Source organism: Rhodoferax sp. GW821-FHT10B06, from assembly GCF_059415605.1.
This window is the reverse complement of the sequence record NZ_JBWKNO010000005.1, coordinates 41,369-64,148: the sequence shown is the minus strand read 5'-3', so window position 1 is coordinate 64,148 and position 22,780 is coordinate 41,369. Positions and strand designations below refer to the sequence as shown.

At 64.3% G+C, this 22,780-nt stretch carries 19 protein-coding genes; 7 read left to right on the top strand and 12 right to left on the bottom strand.

Annotation, left to right across the window (positions count from 1 at the left end; all coding sequences use genetic code 11):
• Nucleotides 1-378: 378 nt before the first annotated feature.
• Genes AC07O2_RS09740 through AC07O2_RS09730 form a run of 3 tightly spaced genes read left to right on the top strand, consistent with a single transcriptional unit; the run spans nucleotide 379 to nucleotide 4,936 of the window.
• A complete protein-coding gene (locus AC07O2_RS09740) occupies nucleotides 379-1,572 on the top strand; it encodes an efflux RND transporter periplasmic adaptor subunit (RefSeq protein ID WP_495075537.1) in 1,194 nt (397 codons plus the stop codon).
• Nucleotides 1,573-1,622: 50 nt separating this feature from the next.
• On the top strand, nucleotides 1,623-3,569 hold the full coding sequence (locus AC07O2_RS09735) for a MacB family efflux pump subunit (protein WP_495075821.1): 1,947 nt from the start codon (nucleotides 1,623-1,625) through the stop codon (nucleotides 3,567-3,569).
• Complete coding sequence (locus tag AC07O2_RS09730; RefSeq protein WP_495075536.1) at nucleotides 3,566-4,936, top strand: efflux transporter outer membrane subunit; 1,371 nt, start codon at nucleotides 3,566-3,568, stop codon at nucleotides 4,934-4,936. The genes AC07O2_RS09735 and AC07O2_RS09730 overlap by 4 nt, the downstream gene beginning before the upstream one ends.
• An 81-nt stretch (nucleotides 4,937-5,017) precedes the next feature.
• Here AC07O2_RS09730 and AC07O2_RS09725 read toward each other — a convergent pair whose 3' ends face one another.
• The 3 genes from AC07O2_RS09725 to AC07O2_RS09715 all read right to left on the bottom strand — a co-directional run bounded on the left by AC07O2_RS09725 (nucleotide 5,018) and on the right by AC07O2_RS09715 (nucleotide 7,511).
• Complete coding sequence (locus AC07O2_RS09725) at nucleotides 5,018-5,959, bottom strand: bestrophin family protein (RefSeq protein ID WP_495075535.1); 942 nt, start codon at nucleotides 5,957-5,959, stop codon at nucleotides 5,018-5,020.
• A 140-nt stretch (nucleotides 5,960-6,099) separates the two neighbouring features.
• The gene (locus AC07O2_RS09720; RefSeq protein ID WP_495075534.1) at nucleotides 6,100-7,047 is read right to left on the bottom strand and encodes a hypothetical protein; all 948 of its coding nucleotides are present in this window, start codon (nucleotides 7,045-7,047) and stop codon (nucleotides 6,100-6,102) included.
• A gap of 167 nt (nucleotides 7,048-7,214) precedes the next feature.
• Complete coding sequence (locus AC07O2_RS09715) at nucleotides 7,215-7,511, bottom strand: cupin domain-containing protein (protein WP_495075533.1); 297 nt, start codon at nucleotides 7,509-7,511, stop codon at nucleotides 7,215-7,217.
• 330 nt (nucleotides 7,512-7,841) lie between these two features.
• Between AC07O2_RS09715 and AC07O2_RS09710 the strand changes: the two genes are divergently transcribed.
• Complete coding sequence (locus AC07O2_RS09710) at nucleotides 7,842-8,222, top strand: VOC family protein (RefSeq protein WP_495075532.1); 381 nt, start codon at nucleotides 7,842-7,844, stop codon at nucleotides 8,220-8,222.
• Nucleotides 8,223-8,699: 477 nt separating this feature from the next.
• Here AC07O2_RS09710 and AC07O2_RS09705 read toward each other — a convergent pair whose 3' ends face one another.
• Genes AC07O2_RS09705 through AC07O2_RS09680 form a run of 6 tightly spaced genes read right to left on the bottom strand, consistent with a single transcriptional unit; the run spans nucleotide 8,700 to nucleotide 15,135 of the window.
• Nucleotides 8,700-9,476, bottom strand: a complete 777-nt coding sequence (locus AC07O2_RS09705; RefSeq protein ID WP_495075820.1) for an ABC transporter ATP-binding protein — start codon at nucleotides 9,474-9,476, stop codon at nucleotides 8,700-8,702.
• Nucleotides 9,477-9,505: 29 nt separating this feature from the next.
• Entirely contained in the window at nucleotides 9,506-10,372 is an 867-nt protein-coding gene (locus AC07O2_RS09700) for an ABC transporter ATP-binding protein (RefSeq protein WP_495075531.1), read from the bottom strand.
• A gap of 11 nt (nucleotides 10,373-10,383) precedes the next feature.
• Entirely contained in the window at nucleotides 10,384-11,283 is a 900-nt protein-coding gene (locus tag AC07O2_RS09695; protein WP_495075530.1) for an ABC transporter permease, read from the bottom strand.
• Entirely contained in the window at nucleotides 11,283-12,317 is a 1,035-nt protein-coding gene (locus AC07O2_RS09690; protein ID WP_495075529.1) for an ABC transporter permease, read from the bottom strand. Before AC07O2_RS09690 ends, AC07O2_RS09695 begins: the two co-directional genes overlap by 1 nt.
• A gap of 24 nt (nucleotides 12,318-12,341) precedes the next feature.
• On the bottom strand, nucleotides 12,342-13,943 hold the full coding sequence (locus tag AC07O2_RS09685) for an ABC transporter substrate-binding protein (RefSeq protein WP_495075528.1): 1,602 nt from the start codon (nucleotides 13,941-13,943) through the stop codon (nucleotides 12,342-12,344).
• Between the two features lie 37 nt (nucleotides 13,944-13,980).
• Nucleotides 13,981-15,135, bottom strand: a complete 1,155-nt coding sequence (locus AC07O2_RS09680) for a mandelate racemase family protein (protein WP_495075527.1) — start codon at nucleotides 15,133-15,135, stop codon at nucleotides 13,981-13,983.
• 183 nt (nucleotides 15,136-15,318) lie between these two features.
• Here AC07O2_RS09680 and AC07O2_RS09675 point away from each other — a divergent pair, with 183 nt between their 5' ends.
• The 3 genes from AC07O2_RS09675 (at nucleotide 15,319) to AC07O2_RS09665 (ending at nucleotide 18,765) form a co-directional block, all read left to right on the top strand.
• Nucleotides 15,319-16,095, top strand: a complete 777-nt coding sequence (locus AC07O2_RS09675) for a FadR/GntR family transcriptional regulator (protein ID WP_495075526.1) — start codon at nucleotides 15,319-15,321, stop codon at nucleotides 16,093-16,095.
• Nucleotides 16,096-16,258: 163 nt separating this feature from the next.
• The gene (locus tag AC07O2_RS09670) at nucleotides 16,259-17,314 is read left to right on the top strand and encodes a porin (protein WP_495075525.1); all 1,056 of its coding nucleotides are present in this window, start codon (nucleotides 16,259-16,261) and stop codon (nucleotides 17,312-17,314) included.
• A gap of 368 nt (nucleotides 17,315-17,682) precedes the next feature.
• Nucleotides 17,683-18,765, top strand: coding sequence for a GTP pyrophosphokinase (locus AC07O2_RS09665; RefSeq protein WP_495075524.1), 1,083 nt, complete (start codon nucleotides 17,683-17,685; stop codon nucleotides 18,763-18,765).
• Between the two features lie 44 nt (nucleotides 18,766-18,809).
• On the opposite strand, the gene mltA is transcribed toward AC07O2_RS09665, so the two are convergent.
• The 3 genes from mltA to AC07O2_RS09650 all read right to left on the bottom strand — a co-directional run bounded on the left by mltA (nucleotide 18,810) and on the right by AC07O2_RS09650 (nucleotide 22,779).
• Nucleotides 18,810-20,036, bottom strand: a complete 1,227-nt coding sequence (gene mltA, locus AC07O2_RS09660; RefSeq protein ID WP_495075523.1) for a murein transglycosylase A — start codon at nucleotides 20,034-20,036, stop codon at nucleotides 18,810-18,812.
• A gap of 110 nt (nucleotides 20,037-20,146) precedes the next feature.
• The gene (locus tag AC07O2_RS09655) at nucleotides 20,147-20,773 is read right to left on the bottom strand and encodes a response regulator transcription factor (protein ID WP_495075522.1); all 627 of its coding nucleotides are present in this window, start codon (nucleotides 20,771-20,773) and stop codon (nucleotides 20,147-20,149) included.
• Between the two features lie 11 nt (nucleotides 20,774-20,784).
• Complete coding sequence (locus AC07O2_RS09650; protein ID WP_495075819.1) at nucleotides 20,785-22,779, bottom strand: two-component system sensor histidine kinase NtrB; 1,995 nt, start codon at nucleotides 22,777-22,779, stop codon at nucleotides 20,785-20,787.
• Nucleotide 22,780 lies beyond the last annotated feature (1 nt).

Genomic DNA, 22,780 nt, shown 5'->3' with positions numbered 1-22,780 from the left:
CGCCCGATGGCAAGGCCTTGTTCATCAACATCCAACACCCGGATGAGAACACCGCCAACATCAGCGACCCCAGCCAGTACAAGGGCCACTGGCCCGGCCAAGGTGATGATCACCAAAAACGATGGTGGCGTGATCGGTTTGCAAACGCATAAGTTATCAAAAATCAGTACTTTTTTGATAGCTGCCAGCGCAGGTTATACCTGCGCTAGTGGGTTATTTTCTTGTATGAATTTTTCGCAAAAACCATAGCGCAGTAGCAAGCTCAAGCGCGCCGGGGCAAACCTCCGGCCTTTGCTTTACAAAGGCTTTGCCGGGGCTTGGCAGGCATGTGACGGGGCTTATGTAAAGTAAGCCGCTGCTACCACACACCCTCACTCCATGCCCAAGTCCCGACTTCTGCGCTACGCGCTGGCCGCCATTTTTCTGCTGGTGCTGGCCGTCGCCGCCAAACTGGTCTTCTTCCCCAGCGCCAAAAAGCCCGACTACGTGACCGCCACCGCCGGCCTGGCCGACATCGAGCAGGCGGTGCTGGCCTCGGGCACGCTGCAGGCCTTCAAGCAGGTCAGCGTGGGTGCGCAGGCATCCGGCCAGATCAAGTCGCTGAAAGTAGCCCTGGGTGACGTGGTCAAAAAAGGCCAGCTGGTGGCCGAGATCGACTCGCTGACCCAGCAAAACAGCCTGCGCACCGCCCAGGCCGCGCTGGCCAATGTGCAGTCCCAGCTGCTCTACAAACAGGCCACGCAGAAGCAGGCCGAGCTGGCCTTCCAGCGCGCCCAAACCCTGCTGGCGGCCGACGCAGGCTCGCGTGCCGACTTTGAAACCGCCGATGCTGCGCTGCACACCGCCCGCGCCGATGTGAGCGCGCAGCAGGCGCAAATCACCCAGGCCCAGATCGCCGTCAACACCGCCCAGCTGAACCTGGGCTACACCCAGATCCTGGCGCCCATGGACGGCGTGGTGGTCGCCCTGGTGGCACTCGAAGGGCAAACCGTGAACGCCAACCAGAGCACGCCCACCATCATCAAGCTGGCGCGGCTGGACACCATCACCGTGAAGGCGCAAATCTCAGAGGCCGACGTGGTGCGCGTCAAGCCCGGGCAGAAGGTCTACTTCACCATCCTCGGCGCACCCGACAAGCGCTACAGCACCACCTTGCGCACAGTGGAGCCCGCGCCCGACTCCATCCTGACCGACACCACCACCAGCAGCAGCACCTCGACCACCACCAGCGCCACCGCCATCTACTACAACGGCCTGCTGGACGTGCCCAACCCCGACGGCCAGCTGCGCATCTCCATGACGGCCCAGGTCAACATCGTGCTGGACGAGGCCAAGCAGGTGCTCAGCATCCCTTCGGCCGCGCTGGGTGAGCGCGACAAGCAGGGCCGCACCATGGTGCGCGTGCTGGGCCCGGACGGCCAGGCCACACCGCGTGCCGTGAAGGTTGGTTTGAACAACAACATCCACGCGCAGATTCTGGAAGGCCTGAAGGCCGGCGACCAGGTGGTGGTCAGCGAAGCTGCTGCTGGTAGCACTGGCGCTCCCCGCATGCGTCCCCCCATGGGCATGTAGGCATGGCCAGCAACCACACCGGCGCACATGCCGGCGCAATTACCGGAGCAATTGCCAGCCCGCTGCTGGAGCTCACCGCCTTGCGGCGCGAGTTCCCCGCGGGCGAAGAGACCATCACCGTCCTGAAAGACCTGAACCTGCAAATCCACGCGGGCGAGATGATCGCCATCGTGGGCGCGTCCGGCTCGGGCAAATCCACCTTGATGAACATCCTGGGCTGCCTGGACCGGCCCACCACCGGCTCTTACCGGGTGGCTGGGCGCGAGACCGGCCAGCTGGAGCCCGACGCGCTGGCCGAACTGCGGCGCGAACACTTTGGCTTCATCTTCCAGCGCTACCACCTGCTGGGCGACCTGAACGCGCTGGGCAATGTGGAAGTGCCCGCCGTCTACGCCGGCAAAGACAGCACCGCGCGCCATGACCGCGCCGCTGCACTCTTGACCCGCCTGGGCATGGCCGACCGCATGCGCCACAAGCCCGGCCAACTATCCGGCGGGCAGCAGCAGCGCGTGAGCATTGCGCGCGCGCTGATGAACGGCGGCAGCGTGATCCTGGCCGACGAACCCACCGGCGCGCTGGACAGCCATAGCGGCGCCGAGGTGATGAAGATCCTGCAGGAGCTGCACGCCGAGGGCCACACCATCATTCTGGTGACGCACGACATGCAGGTGGCCGAACACGCCCAGCGCATCATCGAGATCAGCGACGGCGAGATCATTGCCGACCGCCAAGTGCGGCCCGCCAGCGTGGCGCCCGTGCTGGCCGCGCCCCCCGCGGGCGGCGCCGGCTGGGGCGCGGTGTGGGGCCGCTTCACCGAGGCCTTCCGCATGGCCGTGCTGGCGCTGCGCTCGCACCCGCTGCGCAGCTTTCTAACCATGCTGGGCATCATCATCGGCATCGCCTCCGTGGTGTCGGTGGTGGCGCTGGGTGAGGGCTCGCGCCAGCAGGTGCTGAAGAACATCAGCTCCATAGGGACGAACACGATTGAAATCTTTTCCGGCGCCGGCTTTGGCGACCAGCGCGCGGCGCGCGTGCGCACCCTGGTGCCGGGCGACGCCGACGCGCTGGCCCAGCAGGTGTATGCCGACAGCGTCACGCCCACGGCCTCCAGCTCGGCCACGCTGCGCTTTGGCAACGTGGCCGTGACCGGCAATATCAACGGCGTGGGCGAGCAGTACTTCCGCGTCAAGGGCGTGCAGCTGGCGCAGGGCCGCTTCTTCAACCCCGCCAGCATCACTAACCTGGCGCAAGAGGTGGTGATAGACGACAACACCCGCAAACAGCTGTTCCCCACCGACCCCAACCCGGTGGGCCAGGTGATCCTGCTGGGCAGCGTGCCCTTCCAGGTGGTCGGCGTGGCGAAGAAGGCCGAGTCCGGCTTTGGCAACGCCGAGGCGCTGAACGTCTACATCCCCTACACCGCCGCCCTGCGCCGGGTGCTGGGCCAGAGCTATCTGCGCTCCATTACCGTGCGGGTCAGCGACGATGTCTCCACCAAGGCTGCCGAGGCCGGCATCAACAGCCTGCTCAAAAAACGCCACGGCGTGGTGGACTTCTATGTGCTGAACACCGACACCATCCGCCAGACCATTGAAAGCACCACCCAGGTGCTGACCCTGCTGGTGTCCGCCATCGCGCTGATATCGCTAGTGGTGGGCGGCATTGGTGTGATGAACATCATGCTGGTGTCGGTCACTGAGCGCACCGGTGAGATCGGCGTGCGCATGGCCGTGGGCGCGCGGCAGAGCGATATCCGCCAGCAGTTCCTGATCGAAGCCGTGCTGGTCTGCCTGGTGGGCGGCGTGCTGGGCATAGGCCTGTCGCTGGCCATAGGCTGGGGCTTCAGCATGGCCGGCACCAGCTTCCAGATGGTCTACTCCACCGCCTCCATGGTGGCCGCGTTTGTCTGCTCCACCCTCATCGGCATCGTGTTCGGCTTTTTGCCGGCCAGCAACGCCTCTCAGCTCAACCCCGTCGAAGCACTGGCCCGCGAATGAAAACCCGTCCCTTCCCTCCCGCCTTGCTGTGCGCCCTGCTGCTGGCCGGCTGCGCCACCCAGCAGGCCGCCTACACGCCGCCCGCCACCACGGTCTCCAGCCAATGGAAGTACGCGGACGCCAGCCAGGCCGTCAGCAACGACGCCTGGTGGAAAGCCTTCAACGACCCGGTGCTGGACCAGCTGATCGCCCAGGCCCTGGCGCGCAACAACAACCTGGCCGCCGCCACCATCAAGCTGCGCGAAGCCCAACTGCAGGCCGGCCTGGCAGAGAACCGCCCAGTCTTCAGCGGCAGCCTCAGCGGCACGGCCACCCGCACACTGAACAACCCGCAGCAAGTCACCCATAGCAGTGGCACCAGCCTGGGCGTCAGCTACGAGCTAGACCTGTGGAACAAGCTGGGTAGCCAGCGCGACGTGGCCCTGTGGGAAGCCCGCGCCACCGCGCAAGACCGCGCCAGCACCGCGCTGACCCTGGTGGCCACCACCGCCCAGCTGTACTGGCAACTGGGCTATGCCCAGCAGCGCCTGGCCGCCAATCTGCAAAGCATTGCCAATGCGCAGAAGACCCTGACCCTGGTGCAAGCCCAGGCCAGCGCGGGCGCCACCAGCGGGCTGGAGCTGGCCGAGGCCCGGCAAAGCCTGCTGAACCTGCAGGCCACCCAGACCACGCTGCAGCAAAACGTGGTCACCGCCAACACCGCCCTGGCCCTGCTGTTCGATGCTGCGCCGGTACCTGCCTCGCTACAAACCCTGCAGACCCTGCCCAACAGCCCGCTGCCCGAGGTGGCCGCCGGCCTGCCTGCCGAGCTGCTGGCGCGCCGCCCCGACCTGCGCGCCGCCGAGCTGCGCCTGCGCGAAGCCCATGTGCAGATCGACGCCACCCGCGCCAGCTACTACCCGGCGCTGACACTCACCGGCGCGCTGGGCACCTCCAGCGCTTCGCTGGCGAACATCCTGCAAAACCCGTTTGGCAGCTTGGGCGCAGCGCTGAGCCTACCGTTCCTGAACCAGCAGACCATGGACCTGAGCATCCAGGTCGCCCAGGCCCAACGCGACCAGGCCGTGGTCAACTTCCGCCAGACGCTGTACACCGCCCTGGGCGATGTGGACAACGCCCTGTCCGCCCGCCAGCAGTACCGCAAGCAAGCCGTCTTGCTACAACAAGCGCTGGACGCCGCCATCCAGGCCGAGCGCCTGTACGAAGTCCGCTACCGCGCCGGTTCCGTCGCCCTGCGCCCCTGGCTGGATGCGCAAGACAGCCGCCGCACGGCCGAGATCGCCGTGGCCGAAAACCGTTTGAACCAGTATGTGAACCACGCCACGCTGGTGCTGGCGCTGGGGGGGAGCTCGGGGGCTGTGCAGTAAATAGGGCCCCGAGGGCTATATGCTGAATCGCCCTCTGGCGCAGGTATTATCTGCACTGGAAGCTATAAAAAGCAGAGCATATCAGCTCAAACGGAAGTCCACCGGCTGCAACGCCGGGGGAATATCTACGTCGTCCAGCGACTCGCGCAGATTGATTTCCAGGCTGCGGCAGATGGCGTCCAGCGGCAGGTCGTTGGGCTCCAAACCAAACGGTTCTTCGATCTCGTCGCCCAGCGCGTCCAGGCCAAAGAAGGTATAGGTCACGATGGCCACTACCAGCGGCGTCATGAAGCCGATCGAATCCACCAGGCCAAAGGGCAGCAAGAAGCAGTACAGATAGGCCGTGCGGTGCAGCAGCAGCGTGTAGGAGAACGGAATGGGCGTGCCCTTGATGCGCTCGCAGGACGCGCCCGCACCGGCCATGGCCGATACCGTGGCGTCGATAGACGCGGCCAGACAGGGATCGATACGCCCCTCTTGCAGGCCTTGCTGCAGGTCCAGACCCATGCGCTGCATCAGGTAGTCGGGCGGGTTGGACGACGCGCCCATCTTCTGCGACTCGGCAGGCAGCAGGAAGCGCCGCGTGTCGTCCACCGCGCTGCTGCCGCGCAGGTAGTGGCGCAGCGCATGCGCATAGGCAATGCAGCGGTAGACCATGCGCACTCGCAGGTCGTCCAGGCCGTTACTGGCCTGCACAGGCTGCGGATAGGCCAGCAAGCTGGTGCACTGCCGGGCCAGGTTGCGACTACGCAGCAGGATCTCGCCCCACAGCTTGCGGCCTTCCCAATACCGGTCGTAGGCCGCCGTATTGCGAAAGCCCAAAAAAATCGCAATCGGCAGGCCGATCAGCGTGAACGGGATGGTGGTCAGCGTGATCTTGTGCGTGAACAGATCACCGTGCGTGAGCGTCACCACGATGGCGATCACGGTGTTGACCAGCAACGAAGGCAGGATGCGCGGCAGCACCGAACCCCGCAGCAACAGGAACAGGCGCAGGCCAGAGGGGCGGTCTCGGACGATCATGGGAGGGTTCCGAGGGCACGGGACAGGAAATAAAAATGCATGTCCCTAAGTTTATGACCGCCGAATGAAGAGCTTAAAAGGTGTAGGCCAAAAATCTCCAGTGTGCAAGGCTTAAGGTCTGGCAGTCATCGTTTCGATAGTCATTTTGGATTTTGACCAGCAGTGCTATCTGGTTCTGCTGCCAATCCCGAACTCCTAGTCGACAGATGAATAGACGCACTTTCAGCGTTGCTCGACGGTGATGCGACATGCATGGTGTCCGTAGTTTGCTTCTGCTTAAGAGTGAGTATTTTCAATTCGGACGCCGCCACGAAGAGAGTTGATTCAGCAACTGGATCGAAAAGTATGTAGCGATCATTTAGCCTCCCGATATACCGGAGCCGATCGCTCGGCTTGGTTCCAGAAGCTACTTCATGACCCGGAACCTCGGAGATGACAGTTGCATAGCTTAGGCCAGACAACACATCATTAGCCTCAAGAACACCGCGACCATATGCAAATGGAGGAAGCGCAGCCAAGAGAAAGATTGCTATAGAACGCGCTCCGTCATTTTTTAGTTCCTGAGCCAACAATTCGGTGGCCCTAAGAGGCAAATACACAGTGATTGCAAAAAGAATATAGATGAATCGCCACTTTTCTACAGGCCCAAAGATGAGGTAAAGCGCAATTCCCGCGGTGTAAGCTATGGCAACTACCGGCATGATTTTGCGAAGCACCTTTCCGGTTTTTGTGTTTACACCGCCGCCAGGTGGTAATTGATGGATCGGGGCAAGGAATTCGCCAATTACCGCACCAATTGCAAACGCTGCAAATGCAGAAGCAATTGGATAGACAGTGGCTTTGACAACTTCGGTAAGGGTGACGTATTCGAGCGCGTTGATATGAAACGCTCCCCAATATCCTCCTAGGTACAGCGCTGCAACCACGATTGCGTATGGACCGAGCCAGATTTTTGGTGACATCAGCGTTCGGATTGTTTCTGGTGGATGCTCTGTGGACATAGCGAAAGCGTGATTTTCAGTTTTATTGTTTGCAAGGGCGAACCTGCTTTTCGTACAAGCACCAAAGCCCGAAATGAGCACCGCCAAAAAAATAACCCACTATAGCCCGGCATCGCTTTTAACTAGTCCATCCTCCAAATGCATTTGTTCAGAAGAAAAGGATAGATTCGCTCTGTTTTTCATAGCCTCTCACGCAAATGGAATCTGCGTCAAAGCCATTTTCATTTGAAGTCTCCGATATGCAGAAAGAGCCATCACTGGTCAATGATGACCAGCGTGCCCTGGCTGCCTGCTGCCACGGCGTGGGGTTGGCCGGCGGGCACCAGGAAGACCTCGCCGGCTTGCACGCAGATGAGCTGGCCGTCGATTTCCAGGTTCATGTGGCCGTCCACGACCAGCAGGGCTTCGACGAAGGGGTGGGTTTCGGGTGGATAGGCCGTGGCGTCCATGCGCAGCACTTTGACGTTGGCGCCGGCGGCGCTGCCGAGCACGGTGGACCGCCAGGGAATGGGCAGACGACTGGCCTCTGCGCTGAGATTCAGTTTGGGCATGGGGGGTGGATGTGGGTCTATACAAAGGGCGTGTATTGCCCGGTGCAAGCGATGAAGCACTATAGCCCGGCGCTGCATTTTTCATAGCTTCTCGCGCAGGTGCTATTTGCGCTGGAGACTGTTTTTATTTGAAGCTTTCTATCCTGAATGAAAGGGTGCGGATGGCGCTTGGCGTCCATGCGATGCCTGGCCGGGATGTACGTCCACTTGCGCGTACTGACCAGCACCCAAGCTGCACCGCCGACTGGTAGTTTGCCAACTTGGCGCCTATGCTAAGAAAGCGCTGATCGCCTTGCACCAGCGCCAGCCGCTAGAGCGAAAGGACTGCATATGCTAGCCAATGCTTCTGTGTCAACCATGCTCCCGGTGATCGACATGGAGCGGGCGCGAGCGTTTTACGAACGCTGCCTGGGATTGACGCCCAGTGGTTTCCAACCCGACGGCAAGTTCATCTACCAGGTGGGCGGTAGCACGCTGGCGCTGTTTCCCCGGCCGGACGGCACCAAGGCGGAGCACACGGCGATCAGCTTCCAGGTGCCAGACATTGCCATCAGCGTGGCGGGGCTGAAGAAGGCCGGCGTGGTGTTCGAGGACTACGACCTGCCCGGCTTCAAGACCGTGGACCACGTGTGCGTGCTGGGTGCGGAGAAGGCAGCCTGGTTCAAGGACACCGAGGGCAACTATCTTTGCGTCCACCAGGACATTGGCTGAACGCAGGCCCTGGTTTTCGTCAGATATGCAGCTGCAAAGCGCTCTACTTTCTGTAGCTTCTTGTGCTTGTGGAGTTTGCGCTGAGTGCGTCTTTTGATTTGAAGATTTTTATGCTGCGTAGTGTGGCGCGGATCGCTGTGGGCGTCTCTGCGATCCCCGGCCGGGATGTGCGCCCGGCAGGGGATACCAAAGGCATCAACCTTTTTAAAAGGTTAAACCCAATCGGCCGCTAGCGCATGAAATACCTGCGTCACCAGCTATCAATTTGAGAGTGGGCGTCTACCCACCCCTGGGGTCAGAGCCGAAATGCGGATAGACGTCGTGGACTCCGATAAGCGGACTGAGCGCAATTCGGATCTGACCCCATGGCCTTGCGCGCGGGGTTACCGAGAACCGCATACAAACCAAACGGCCAGCGACCCCACCAAGGAGGCGGCAAGAACATGGCGGCGGTTCAACACCAGTGGCTTCCTTGTCTCACGCTGCAGCAGCCAGTGCGTCTGCCGCGTTACGGCTGTACGAGTGGCTGGCTTCCACCAGCATGCGGGTGTAGGGGTGCTGGGCGGCGCCGCTGCAGAGTGCATCCACGCTCAGCGATTCGACGATGCGGCCGTGCTGCATCACCGCCACCTGGTCGCACAGATGGGCCACCACGCCCAGGTCGTGCGTCACCATCAGGTAGGTCAGGCCATCGCGCTCGCGCAGGTCGGCCAGCAGGTTCAGGATTTCGGCCTGCACGGACACGTCGAGCGCCGAGGTGGGTTCGTCCAGCAGCAGCACACGCGGCTCCAGGATCAGCGCGCGGGCTATCGCCACGCGCTGGCGCTGGCCACCCGACAACTGGTGCGGGTAGCGGAAGCGGAAGCTGCTGTTCAGCCCCACCTTGGCCAAGATGCTGTCGATGCGCTCACGCTCCCGGTCCATGTCGTGGATGCGCAGGGGCTCGGCCAGCACGGTGTGGATGGTGTGGCGCGGGTGCAGCGAACCATAGGGGTCCTGGAACACCATCTGCACCTCGCGGCATTGGGCCAGCTTTTGGGCGCGGCCCAGCTTGTGGTCCAGCGCATGGTTGCCGATGCGGGCGCTGCCGGTCCAGTGGCTGTACTGCCCCGCCAGGCAGCGCAGCACCGTGGTCTTGCCCGAGCCGGATTCGCCCACCAGGCCGAAAGACTGGCCCTGGCGTACCTGCAGCTGCACATCGTTGAGCACATTCACCGCACCAAAGGCAAGGTGCAGTCCGTTGACGTCGATCATGGCCATGGAAGTTTCCTTTGCTTGCCGGTTCAGGTGGTGAGCCAGGCCGGGTCGCGTTGCAGCACGGGCAGGCGGGGGCGGCGTTGCTCCAGGCTGGGCAGAGCGCCCAGCAGGCCGCGGGTGTAGGGGTGTTCGGCGCGGTCCAGGTCGGCGGCGGCAATGCTTTCGACCACGCGGCCGGCATACATCACCAGCACGCGGTCGCAGAAGTGGCGCACCAGGTTCAGGTCGTGGCTGATGAACAGCAAGCCCAGGCCGCGCTGGCTGACCAGCTCGTCCAGCACCGCCAGCACCTGCAAGCGCACCGACACATCCAGCGCCGAGGTGGGCTCGTCGGCAATCAAGATCTCGGGCTCGGTGATGAGCATCATGGCGATCATGATGCGCTGGCCCATGCCGCCCGAAACCTCGTGCGGGTACAGGTTGAAGACACGCTGCGGCTCGCGGATATGCACCGATTCGAGCATGGCCAGCGCACGCTCATAGGCTTCAACGCGCGGCACCTTGTGGTGGGCCAGATAGGCCTCGGCGATTTGCTGGCCCACGCGCACCACCGGGTTCAGTGAGTACTTGGGGTCTTGCATGATCATGGACATGCGCTGGCCGCGTATGCCCTGCATGGTCTTGGGGCTGGCGTTCAGCAGATCCACGCCGTCGAAGGCCAGCTTACGTGCTTCGATGCGCGCGCTGCGCGGATGCAGCTTGAGCAGGGCGCGGCCCACGGTGGACTTGCCCGAGCCGGACTCGCCCACGATGGCCAGCTTTTCGCGCGACAGGTTGAAGGACACACCGCGTACCGCGTGCATGGGGCCTTCGGGCGTGGCGAAGTGGATGTGCAGGTCTTCAACCTGCAGCTTGGGGGCCACGGACAGTGCGGCGGCAGGGGGGTTGTACATATGCATGGTCCTTATTCGCTGCGCGGGTCGAGTACATCGCGCAGGCCGTCACCCAGCAGGTTGAAGGCCAGGCTCACCAGCATGATGGCGGCGCCCGGTGCGGCGACCAGCCACCAGCATTCGATCATGTAGCGGCGGCCGCTGGAGATCATCGCGCCCCATTCGGGCAGCGGCGGCTGCGCGCCCAGGCCCAGAAAACCCAGGCCGGCAGCGGTAAGGATCACGCTGGCCATGTTCATGGTGAGGCGCACCACCACCGACGACATCAGCATGGGCGCGATATAGCGCAGCAGGATGCGGCTGCTGGAGGCGCCTTGCAGCTGCGCCGCCACCACGTAATCGGCATGGCGCAGCGACAGGGTTTCAGCCCGCGCCAGCCGGGCAATCGGCGGCCACGCGGTGAGCGCGATGGCGATCACCGCGTGGTCCAGCCCAGGGCCCAGCGCGGCCACGAAGGCCAGGGCCAACACCAGGCTGGGGAAGGAGATGAAGATGTCGGTGATGCGCATGAACAGGTTGTCCACCCAGCCGCCAAAATAGCCGGCCATACTGCCCACGGCCAGGCCGACCGGGCCAACGATCACCGTCACCAGCAGGATGATGTAGAGCGAGATGCGCGAGCCGTGCACCAGACGGCTGAAGATGTCGCGCCCGTATTCATCGGTGCCAAACCAGTGCGCCGCAGACGGCGCCTGCAGCGCTTTCTTCAAATCTTGTAGCAAAGGGTTGTGCGTGGCGATGACCGGTGCAAACAGCGCCACCAGCAGCAGCAGGGCCACCACCACCATGCCGGCGACGGTCATGGGGTTGCGCAGCAGCCGGCGGGTGCCGCGGGCCAGGTTCTGCCGCATCGCCTGGGCGGCGGATTGCGGCGTCGCGTTATGTGTGGGGTCGTAGGTAAGCGTGGCCATCAGCGTGTTCTCGGGTCAAAGACTTGGTACAGGGCGTCGGAGACCAGGTTCAGGGTGACGAAGATCACTCCCACTACCAGCACGCAGCCCATCACGGCATTCATGTCGCCCAGCAGCAGGCTGCTGGTCAGGTACTGGCCGAAGCCGGGCCAGGCGAACACGGTCTCTATCAGCACCGCACCCTCCAGCAAGCCGCCATAGGCCAGGGCCACGATGGTCAGCAGCTGCACCAGGATGTTGCGAAACGCATGGCGCCAGACCACGCCGCGCTCGGACAGGCCCTTGACCCGCGCCGTGGTGATGTACTCCTGCGACAGCTGGGCCAGCATGAAGCTGCGCGTCATGCGGCTGATATAGGCCATGGAGTGCAGGCCCAGAATGCTGGCCGGCAGGATCAGGAACTTGAGCCCGCTGCGGAACACCTCCCAGTCGCCGGCCAGGGCCGAGTCGACCAGCAGCAGGCCGCTGCGCGTGGGCACGATGCCGTCAAAAGCCAGGTCCACCCGGCCCGCGCCGCCAGCCCAGTCCAGCCAGGCATAGAACACCAGCAGGCCCATCATGCCGAACCAGAACACCGGTGTGGAGTAGCCAAACAGGCTGATCACACGCACCACATGGTCGGCCAGTTGGCCACGCCGGGTGGCGGCGTACACACCCAGCGGAATGCCTATGCAGGCGCCCAGCAGAATGGCCATGGTGGCCAACTCCACGGTGGCGGGCAGCACCCGCACCAGGTCTTCGGTGACCTTGTGGCCGGTGAGCATGGCCTTGCCCAGGTCGCCATGCAGCAGGTCGCGCAGGTAGTAGCCGAACTGCACGGTCAGCGGCCGGTCCAGCCCCAGCTGTTTGTAGACCTGCTCATAGGTGGATTTATCGGCATCGGGGCCGACGATGGACAGCACCGGGTCCAGTGGCATGACCCGGCCAATCACAAAGGTCAGCAGCAGCAGGCCGAGCAGCGTCAGCACCACGCTGAAGGCGCGCTGGCCTAGCGCCCGCAAGAGCTTGGAAGTTTTGGAAGAGGACAAGAGCATGTCTCCGGAATAAGGGGGCTGGGCTCAACGCTGCTTGTAGACGTCACGCAAGCGTGTCGTCGCCGATGGATGGCCCTGGTAGTTGCGCAAATCCTTGCGCACCACCACGGTGTCCACCATTTGCGAGATGGGCTGGATGGCACCGACCTCGGTTTCGTACAGCCGCTGCACCTTTTCGTACTCGGCGGTCTGCTTGGCTTCGTCGGGCTCGACCTCGGCCTTGGCGATCAGTGCGTTCAGCTCGGGGTTGAAGAACGATGTGCGCCAGCCCTGGAAGTTGGTGAGCTTTGCCGCGTCGCTGTTGTCGGGGTTGAGCACCAGGGCGCGCAGGCTGCCGTGCGGGTGCGGCTCCACACCGCCGCCGCCGCGCCCCACCAGAATTTCAAACTTGCGGTCGCGCATGGCGCCGTAGACCTGGTTGCCGGTGCCCGACAGCACGCTGGCATCAATGCCGGCCTGCGCCAGCGTGGACTGCAGGCTGGTGGCGATGTTGATGAAGGGCGGGTCGGCCAGCACGCGGATGCTGGTCTTGAAGCCGTTGGGGAAGCCGGCCTCGGCCAGCAGCTTCTTCGCGCCGGCCACGTCCAGCACATAGGCCGGGCTGGGCAATGTGGCGGCCAGGCCCAGCTGCACCGGGCGCTGGTTGGGCACGCCATAGTTGGGCATGACGGCACTGTTGATGCCGTCGTAGTCGATCAGCTTGCGCAGCGCCAGGCGCACACGTTGGTCGGCAAACTTGGCGTCCTTCATGCTCACGGCCACGTAGTACAGCGTGCCGCGGCGCATGGCCTGCACCACCGCGTCGGGGTTGTGCCTCATGGCCTCCAGGTCGGGCACCGACATGCCCGAGGCCACGTCCAGGTCACCGCGCTGCAGCATCAGGCGCAGCGACTGCGATTCGGTCATGTGGCGCATGACCACCCGCTTCATCTTGGCCGGGCCGCGCCAGTAGCCGTCAAAGCGCTTCATGATCAGCGTGTCCTTGGCGCGCCATTCGGACAAGGAGAACGGGCCGGAGCCGGCGGCGTGCGTGGTCAGCCAGGCCGCGCCCATATCGCCGTTCACCTCGTGGGCCATGACGGCTTGGCGGTCCAGCACCACGGCGCTGACCGAGGTGGCCAGGGTGAACAGCACCATCTTCGGGTCGGTGGGCTTGGGCAGGTCGATCACCAGGGTTTGCGCGTCGGTGGAGCGCACCATCTTCTCCACATTCTTGGCGCTGAAGCCATAGCTCTTCCAGGGCGAGGCCATGGCCAGGTTCAGCTTGAGCACGCGCTGCAGCGACCAAGCCGCGTCTGCGGCGGTCAGCGCATTGCCCGACTGGAACTTGACGCCGGAGCGCAGATTCAGGGTGATGCTGCGCCGGTCGGGCGCGACCGTCCAGCGCTCGGCCAGGCCGGGCTGGATCTGGCCCACGTTGTTGGCGTCCAGCTCGATCAGGTAGTCGTACAGATTGGTGTTGATTTCCACCACGTCGTTGCCGGTGGCGGCGGCCGGGTCCAGCGACAGCAGATTGTTCATGCTGAAGCCGACGATCAGCTGGTCCACCGGCGTTTTCGCCCCGGCGCCGGTGGCCAGCAGGCACAGCGCCAGCGCTGCGGGGCACCACCATTTATTGTTATGCATTGACTTGTCTCCTCGGGATTGACGGGCCGGCGCCGCGTCAATACTTCAGGCGTGTATGGGCTTCGATGTAGTCGAAGTTGATGTCTTCGCCCAGGCCCGGCAGCTGCGACAAATGCACATAGCCCTCGGCGTCCATCGGGTCTGCCAGGGTGTTCAGATAGGCCGGCACTTCGTCGTAGTCCAGGAAGGGGTGCAGCAGGCCGCGCTCGTACCAGCGGCAGTTCTTGATAGCCGCGCACACCGCTAGGTTGGCCGCGCCGTTGCCGTGCACCTCGCACTGCATGCCAAACGATTCGGCCAGGTGCGCCACCTTCAGCGTGGGCGAGATGCCGCCCACGCCCGGCACGCCGGCGCGCAGTATGTCGCAGGCTCCGGCCTTGACCCAGTCGGCACGGCTGTGGTGCTTGCCGGACAGGCTTTCCGGGCCAACGATGGGGATGTCCAGCTGGTCGGCCAGCCAGGCATACGAGGCCATGCTTTGCTCGTTCATCATTTCCTCGAACCAGGTGAAGTTGAGCTTCTCCAACGCGCGGCCGATGGTGAGTGCGTCCATGCGGCTGTAGTCATGGTAGCCATCCAGCATCAGCGGGATATGCGGGCCCACGGCTTCGCGCACCGCGGCGCAGGCCTTGATGTCCATCGCCACGCTGGGCGCGAACGACACCGGCGGCATCCAGGTGTGCAGCTTCAGCGCCTTGTAGCCGCGTGCCACCAGCTTCTCGGCAAAGGCCGCGTATTCATCGGGGGTGGACAGGCCGCCTTCCAGCTCGTCACCGCACATGGTGCTGCCATAGGCCGGCACCTTGTCGCGGTAGCCGCCGATCAGGCGGTACACCGGCTGGCCCAGCGCACGGCCGGCCAGGTCCCATAGCGCCTGGTCCACGGCGGCCAGGGCGCGGTCGGTCAGCTGGCCGGCGCTGCCGCGTTGCCAGTGCTCCAGGCCCTGCCACAGGTATTCACGCTTGAAAGCGTTCTGGCCGATCAGCACCTTGCGCACAAAGGCTTCGAGCACATGGGGGCGAATCACTTCGGGTGGCGCGAACGCGTAGCCGCTATGGCCTTCATCGGTGGTGATGGTCAGCATGGCCATCTTGCCCAAGCCTTCGGGGCCGGGATGGGAATGGCCCGCGGAATCCACCGAACGGCGGGTGGGGAAGCTGAACTCCGTGCCGTGCACGCTTACGATTTTCATATCCATCCTTTTTATTCATCAGTCGTCAGACTTTGCATAATTCTAGGCAACACGTCTGACGTGTATTCCTGGTACAAACCCTTGGTCTCTCTGTAAAACCTGCTCTTGGGGCTTGTGCATCAGTCGTCAGGCGAGCCACACGGCAGCGTTATAGTTGCCAGCTATCCACCCGAACGCCCGTCCATGAGCACCCTGCTGCAAGAACAACCTCTGCGTGCCAAAAGCCAACCCCAGCGTGTGGTGGACGGCGTGTCCGAGCGCATCCACAGCGGCGCCCTGAAGCCAGGCGACCGGGTGCCGCCCGAGCCCAGCCTGATGCGCGAATTCAACGTGAGCCGCACGGTGGTACGCGAAGCCATGTCGCGCCTGCAGGCGCGCGGCCTGGTCGAAACCCGGCAAGGCGTGGGCACTTTTGTACTGGCCACGCCCGCCCCCGAGCCGCTGCTGGCCATCGCATCCCCCGACGTGCAGGTGCGCCAGAAACTGGCCATGCTGGAGCTGCGCATCAGCCTGGAGTCCGAGGCCGCCAGCCTGGCCGCCATGCGCCGCCGTGACGAGCACCTGCAGGCCATGCGCGCCGCGCTGGACGCCTTCGATGCGCAACGCCGCGTTGGCGGCAGCACCACCGAACACGACTTCCAGTTCCACGTGCAGATTGCCGCCGCCACCGGCAACGAATACTTTGAAGAAGTGCTGTGCAGCCTGGGCAATGCCACCATCCGCCGCAACCCGTCCGACGGGGCGGTGGCGACCAACAGTACAAATGTCGACAAGACCGCGGCCCGCTTCGGCGAGGCCCAACCCCTGCTGGAAAGCGGCAAAGCCATCACCCAGCGCGAGCATGAGGCCATTTATGACGCCATCGCCCGCGGCGATGCCGCTGCCGCCCGCGCCGCCATGTTCATGCACCTGAGCAATAGCCGCGAGCGCATGCGCAGCAGCTCGCCCAGCCAGGGCTGAGCGGACGAACCCCACCCGCAGGCGGCGCGCAGGCCGCCAAGACGCCTGACCTCAAGGGTTTTCACCGATGGCAGATTGTTGTTCCGGTTTTTAGTATCGCCCAAGTCATCTGACGACTGACGTACTACTAATTTAATAACTTTATCCATCGGAGACACCGTCCATGCAACCCAAATTACTCGCCTCCCTGGCCCTCGCCAGCCTCGCCGGCGCCGCCTCGGCCCAATCCAGCGTCACCTTGTACGGCATCGTCGATGCCTGGGTGGGCCAGACAAACCACAAGGTAGGCGCCACACCGCCCGGCACGGGCTCGGTGGTGGACAGCGGCGGCGCGCAGGCCAGCCGCTGGGGCCTGCGCGGCTCCGAAGACCTGGGCGGCGGCCTGCAGGCCAGGTTCGTGCTGGAGCAAGGCATCAGCATCGACAATGGCAGCGTCAGCAAGGTCTCCAACTCGGACAACGGCTTTAACCGCGCGTCCTACGTGGGCCTGGCCGGTGACTTTGGCGAGCTGCGCCTGGGCCGCATGCTGACCGCGTTTGACGCACTGCGCGGCTCCACCAACCAGCTGTACGACTCGTCGGGCTTTGCCTCGACCGGCCAGGTCTGGGGTGCGGGCAGCACCGCCGCCAACGGCCTGCCCGCCGTGACCGGCAGCGACTACCTGGCGCGCGGCAACAACACGGTCTACTACGCCAGCCCCTTCATCGGCCCGGTCAAGGGCTCACTGAGCTACAGCGCCCCCGAAGGCGCCACCACCGCCACCGATGCGCCCCGCATGCTCACCGGCCATGTGGAATACGCATCCGGCCCGCTGCGCATAGGCTATGCGCGCCAGCTGGAGCACTACACCACTGGCGCCAACAAATTCCACCTGGTCGCCGGCCACTACAACTTCGGCCCGGCCCGCCTGGTCGGCGCCATGCAGCGCCAAAGCGACGAGCGCGTCACCGGCACGCAAAAGTCCAGGGAATGGCAGCTGGGCCTGGACGCCCCGTTTGGCGCAGCCACCGTGGCCATAGGCTACGCCAGCGCCGTGACCGATAACGGCACAGGCCAGAAGGTAGTGGACGCCAGCGGCCTGAGCCTGATGGGCACCTACGATCTGTCCAAAAGCACCCGGCTGTACACCGCCTACCGCAAGCTGAAAGTGGATCGCGCAGACGGCAGCGCTACGCTGGACGCATCGCGCCTGGGCGTGGGTGTGACTTACAAGTTCTGAGCGGCTCGCCGCGTTGTCAAAAATGGGCCTCCAGCGCAGATGGAACCTGCGCTGGAGGCCTCTTTTTCTTCCAGATATTTCTATGCGGTTTGAGGTGATGTGGATGCTTCTGACGTCCATGCGATCCCTGGCCGCATATCCCGGCCAGGGATACCTATGGCGTCCACAAGTCAAGCAGCGCCTACAAACCCAATCGACCGCTAGCGCAGAATATACCTGCGCAATCAGCTATTAATTTAAGAGCAATTATCGATCCGTCCCCTGCACCATGCAGCGCCAGGTACGGGGGGCGAAGCCATGGGTTCTATGATGCGGGCACGCATCCACAATACACCTGACGGTGACCACCACGTTCCCATTTCTTGACCATGGCATCACTCCAATTTGACCAGGAAGAGCAGCTCTTCACGGCGTTCTATTCCAACCAGGCGTCCCTGCTCGACACCATGTGCCAGAGCTTGCAAAGTCGTATCGCCGAGTTGCTGGGCGGTGCTGGCGGTGTCGCGGGGGTCAAGGTGGAGGGGCGGATCAAAGACCGCGATGAGTGCCTGCGCAAATTCACCAACAAATACCGTTATGCGTTGGAAGAAGCCAACCAGCCCTATGCGATCCAGGACCATCTGACGGACCTGATTGGCATCCGCGTCGTGTGCCTGTACGAGGACGAAATCTGGAAGATTGCAGAACAGATACGGCCAAGTTTCAGCGTGATCGAAATCTCCGACAAGATCGCCAAGGTGGAGGGCACCGACGATTCCTTCGGCTACAAGGGCCTGCACCTGGACCTGGGTTTTCGGGCCGAGGATGTGGGCCTGACGCCCGACGCCACGCTGCATATCAGGCAGTTTGAGTTGCAGGTGCGCACCATCATCCAGGACTCCTGGAGCGTGCTGGACCACCAGATCAAGTACAAAAAGTCTATCCCCAGCCCGCTCAAGCGGCGCATCAATGTGTTGGCGGCATTATTCGAACTGGCTGACCGCGAGTTTCGGCAGATCCGCGATGAAACGGAAGCCGGCCTGCAGTCCGCACCGGATGAATCGGCCGTGGCGGAAGCAACCCCCGACACCCGCACCACCGCACGCGACGGCCATGCGCAGAGCGAGCTCAACGCCTTCACCTTTCTGAAAATCGTGAACCACTTCTTCAAAGACTTTAGCTTTGAGCCGGCCAAGGTGGACAGCTTCGTGGAGAGCATCAAGTCCTGGTCGCCCAAGATCAACCGCAGCGAATTCAACTCCATCGTGCGCCACCAGATCGGGACGGTGAAGAAGTACAAGCTGTATTTCGAGGACCGCAATGACAGCCTCAAGTTCAACCCCTACACCGTGATCCGCCACTGCCTCTACCTGAGCGACAAAGACACCTACGAACTGGCCCTGCGCCGCAACGCCAAGGAGGCTTTTGATACCTGGCTGGCGCAAAACACTCCGCCTGCGGCAGGGGTGTGAACTATGAGCCCCCGAACGCAGCGCGGCGGTTGCAACGCACCGACCTACTTAGGCCACAGCACCCATAGCTTCAGCGGCTGCTTCAGGCGGCCGGCCAATTCGCCCGCCTCGGGCCCCCAGCCCGCGAAGTAGTCGGCACGCACGGCGCCGACGATGGCGCTGCCGGTGTCCTGGGCCAGCACCAGCTTTTGCAGCTGCACGTTGGGGCCGCTGGAGGCCAGCCACACGGGGGTGCCGTAGGGGATGCTGGCCGGGTCCACCGCGATGGATCGGCCTGGGGTCAACGCCACGCCCTGGGCGCCGCGCGGACCAAAAGCCGCGTCAAATTCAGACAACACCTCTTCGCGGAAGAACACCATGCGCGGGTTGCTCCACAGCAGCTCGTTGACACGCTGCGGGTTCTGGGCGATCCAGGCCTTGATGCCGGGCCAGGTGGCGTCGCGCACCAGGCCCTGGTCCAGCAGCCAGCGGCCCACGCTTTTGTAGGGCTGGTCGTTGGTGCCGGCATAGGCCAGGCGCACCAGGCGCTGGCTGCCGTCGGCCTCGGTGATGCGCAGGCGGCCGGAGCCCTGGATCTGCAGCACCAGCGCGTCCACCGGGTCGGCCAGCCAGGCGATGGCACGGCCGGCCAGTTGGGCCTTGGCCTCGGGCAGGGTGTCCATCTCTTGCCGGGTGTACCAGGGCTTGCGCTGGCCCAGGGTGGCGGGCGGGCGGTACAGAGGCACGGCAGAGGCGCTGGTGGGGTTGCGCGTGGCGTCCATCAGCGGTTCGTAGTAGCTGGTCAGCAGGCCCTCGGCGCTGCCCTGCAGGGGCTCCACGCGGTAGGGCTGGAAGCGGGCCACCATCCAGGCGCGCTGCTCGTCGCCCGTGCCTATGCTGAGGCGGCGCACGTCCTTGCACAGCGCGGCGTGTACTGGGCTGGGGCGCTCACAGCTTTTGATCCAGGCGTTCCAGGCTTCATGCAGCGGGTCTTGGGCGAAGCCGGGCAGCTCGGCCCAGCGCACGGGGGTCCAGCGGCTCTTGCCCTGCACGATGGGCGCGGGCAGCGGGCCGGTGTCGCCCGGTACCACGAAGGGCGGCGCTTCAGGCGCAGTCGGGGTGGCGGGCGGGCTGGGCTCGGGGGTGTAGTCGGGCATGCGGGTGGCGCAGGCGGCCAGGGTTCCTACAATCGCGGCCATCACAGATTGCTGAAGGAGTCGGTTCATGGTGTTGCTATTGCTTGAAGCGCTAGGGGCGGGCTTGTTACTGGTGCTGATAGTCTGGTGGACCATGTTCTCGGGCCGCAGCAATGGGGAAATAAGGGAGATTATCCAGCCCCCCAGCGAGCCCAAGGACTCTGAGGAAAAAAGGCCTCCAGCGCAGGAATAATCTGCGCAAGCAGCTACATCTTCTGTAGCAAGTTGGCCAATTCGACGGCCGACTTCACTTCCATCTTGTCGAATACCCGGGCGCGGTGCACCTCCACCGTGCGCACGCTGATGTCCAACTGATCGGCCACCAGCTTGTTCGGCAGGCCCTGCACCACCAGGCGCATCACGTCGCGCTCGCGCTCGGTCAGCTCGTCCACCCGGGTCTGCAGCTGGCTGCGGCTGTGCAGCCGCTGCAGATGCTGGGCCGACTGCTGCAGCGCCTGCTCGATGCGGTCCACCAGCGCGTTGTCGGAAAACGGCTTTTCGCAGAAGTCAAAGGCCCCACGCTTCACCGCATCCACGGCCGTAGGGACATCGGCATGGCCAGTCAGGAAGATCACCGGCATGGCGTTATGCAGTCCGCGCACCACCAGCTTGTCGAACAAGGCTAGGCCGCTCATGCCGGGCATGCGCACGTCCAGCAGCACGCAGCAGGCCTGGCGCGGCGTGAAGTCGGGGCCCAGCATGGCGTCGAACACTTCGGCGCTGGGAAAACTCTCGCTGAACAGGCGGCGCGAGCGCAGCAGCCAGGACAGCGCGTCGCGCACGCTGGCGTCGTCGTCCACGATGAATACGGTGGCGTCTTGTATGGGTTGCATGGGGACTCGCTTTACTTCACCGTGGGCAGGGTGAATCGGAACACGGTACCACGCGGATAGTTGGCCTCGAATCCCAAAAATCCCCCATGCTGCTCGACCACCGTGCGGCACAGGCTCAGGCCCAGGCCCATGCCTTCCAGCTTGGTGGTGAAGAAGGGTGTGAACAGGCGCTGGGCCACGTCTTCGGGTATGCCGTCGCCCTGGTCCAGCACGGCGAACTCCAGCCAGCCGCTGGGCTGAGAGGCGCGCAAACTGGCCCCGGCCAGGCTGACGCGCAGCACCAGCAGGCGCTGGGTAATGTTCGGCTGGTCCATGGCCTGCATGGCGTTGCGGGCCAGATTCAGCAGCACCTGCTCGACCATGGTGCGGTCGCACAGCACGGCCGGCAGATGGGCCGGCAGCTCGGTCTGCACCTGCACGCCCAGCTTGCGGGCCTGCAGCTCGACCAGGGGCATGATGGCGTCCAGCAAGGTCTGCGGTGCCACGGCCTCGCGCGACTCGGCACGGCGGCGCACGAAGTCGTGCACGCTGCGTATCACCTTGCCGGCGCGCTCGGCCTGCTCGGCAATGCGGCGCATGGCCATGGCCAGATCGGCGCCGTCCAGCGCGTCGGCCTGCAGCAAATTCAACGAGCCGGTGGCGTAGCTGGAGATGGCGGCCAGCGGCTGGTTCAGCTCGTGGCTGAGCAGGGAGGCCATCTCGCCCACGGTGGCCAGGCGGGCCGTGGCCTGCAGCCGGTCCTGGCTGGTGCGCGACAGCTCTTCGATCCGGCGCTGCTCGGTCAGGTCCACCACCGCGCTCATCCAGCCGGTTTGCGTGCCCTGGGCGTCGATCAGGGCGGCCTCGATGATCAGCACCGGGAAGCGGGTGCCGTCCTTGCGCATGAAGACCGAGCTGAAGCCCTCGCGCGGCGGCGCGTTGCCGGCCAGGCGCACTTCCTGGCGCTGCTGGTATTCCTCGGCCAGGTCGGGCGGCCAGTAAGGCGCGGGCATGGCATGGTTGGCCAGCTCTTCCACGCTGAAGCCCACCATCTGGCAAAACGCCGGGTTGACGTAGGTGATGCGGCCCTGCAGGTCGCGCGCGCGCAGCCCGGTGAGCAGCGAATCCTCCATGGCCTTGCGAAACGCCAGGGCCTCGGCCAGGCCGCGCTCGGCCCGCTGGCGCAGCCGCGTGTCGCGCGCCAGCAGCACGGTGACGGTGATCAGCGCCAGCGACATCAGCGTCACCAGGGCCATCATCAGGTTGGGGAACACGCCGGGCGCGCCGCGCCAGCTGTCCAGCCGCACCACCAGGGTGTTGCCCGGCAGGTCCAGCAGCTGGCGGGCGGTGAACACCGGCGTGCCACGCCGCGCCACGCCGTTCAGCGCCAGGCGCGCGCCGTCAGCCTCGGCAAACGACACCTCCTGGCTGCGCGTCAGCTGCCGGCCCACCAGGCCGGCCAGAATCTCCGGCAGCGAATAGGTCGCCACCACATAACCGGTGATACCACCGCCCGAGGCCAAGGGCAGGCAGACCTCCATCACCTCCATGCCCAGGCCGTCCTTTTGCGGCAAAAAGTAATTCGTGGAATAGGCCGCGCCATTGAAGCGGCGGGCCGTGGCGCAGCCCAGGGCTACATCGGCCTGGGCATAGCCACGGCCCAGCATGTCGAACGCGGGCGGACGAAACGGCGAATCCACCGCGGCCAGGGTGTCCATCGCCGGGGTGCGCCACTCCACGCGCAGCAGCTCGCGGTGCTCGCCCATGAACTGGGTGGCGTTGTCGGTCCAGATACTCGGTGAGGGGTCGCGCGCATGCAGGGCCTGCAGGCTTTGCACATTGCGCGTGAGGCCGCTGCGGATGTCGTTGACCACATCGGCGGCGTCGCGCTCCAGCTTTTCCTGCACCTGGCTGGCTTCAAAGCGCCCGGCCAGCCACACCAGGGTGACCAGCAGCAGCAGCATCAAGCCCAGCAGCAGCCCCCACAAAAACCAGCGGTGTCCCGCCGGGCCGCGTGGCCAGCGCAGG

Bases quoted from the DNA above. Each gene is read 5' to 3' on its own strand.
- AC07O2_RS09740 (WP_495075537.1), top strand. From the start codon at position 379: ATGCCCAAGTCCCGACTTCTGCGCTACGCGCTGGCCGCCATTTTTCTG.
- AC07O2_RS09730 (WP_495075536.1), top strand. From the start codon at position 3,566: ATGAAAACCCGTCCCTTCCCTCCCGCCTTGCTGTGCGCCCTGCTGCTG.
- AC07O2_RS09725 (WP_495075535.1), bottom strand. From the start codon at position 5,959: ATGATCGTCCGAGACCGCCCCTCTGGCCTGCGCCTGTTCCTGTTGCTG.
- AC07O2_RS09715 (WP_495075533.1), bottom strand. From the start codon at position 7,511: ATGCCCAAACTGAATCTCAGCGCAGAGGCCAGTCGTCTGCCCATTCCC.
- AC07O2_RS09710 (WP_495075532.1), top strand. From the start codon at position 7,842: ATGCTAGCCAATGCTTCTGTGTCAACCATGCTCCCGGTGATCGACATG.
- AC07O2_RS09705 (WP_495075820.1), bottom strand. From the start codon at position 9,476: ATGATCGACGTCAACGGACTGCACCTTGCCTTTGGTGCGGTGAATGTG.
- AC07O2_RS09700 (WP_495075531.1), bottom strand. From the start codon at position 10,372: ATGTACAACCCCCCTGCCGCCGCACTGTCCGTGGCCCCCAAGCTGCAG.
- AC07O2_RS09695 (WP_495075530.1), bottom strand. From the start codon at position 11,283: ATGGCCACGCTTACCTACGACCCCACACATAACGCGACGCCGCAATCC.
- AC07O2_RS09690 (WP_495075529.1), bottom strand. From the start codon at position 12,317: ATGCTCTTGTCCTCTTCCAAAACTTCCAAGCTCTTGCGGGCGCTAGGC.
- AC07O2_RS09685 (WP_495075528.1), bottom strand. From the start codon at position 13,943: ATGCATAACAATAAATGGTGGTGCCCCGCAGCGCTGGCGCTGTGCCTG.
- AC07O2_RS09680 (WP_495075527.1), bottom strand. From the start codon at position 15,135: ATGAAAATCGTAAGCGTGCACGGCACGGAGTTCAGCTTCCCCACCCGC.
- AC07O2_RS09675 (WP_495075526.1), top strand. From the start codon at position 15,319: ATGAGCACCCTGCTGCAAGAACAACCTCTGCGTGCCAAAAGCCAACCC.
- AC07O2_RS09670 (WP_495075525.1), top strand. From the start codon at position 16,259: ATGCAACCCAAATTACTCGCCTCCCTGGCCCTCGCCAGCCTCGCCGGC.
- AC07O2_RS09665 (WP_495075524.1), top strand. From the start codon at position 17,683: ATGGCATCACTCCAATTTGACCAGGAAGAGCAGCTCTTCACGGCGTTC.
- mltA (WP_495075523.1), bottom strand. From the start codon at position 20,036: ATGGTCCACCAGACTATCAGCACCAGTAACAAGCCCGCCCCTAGCGCT.
- AC07O2_RS09655 (WP_495075522.1), bottom strand. From the start codon at position 20,773: ATGCAACCCATACAAGACGCCACCGTATTCATCGTGGACGACGACGCC.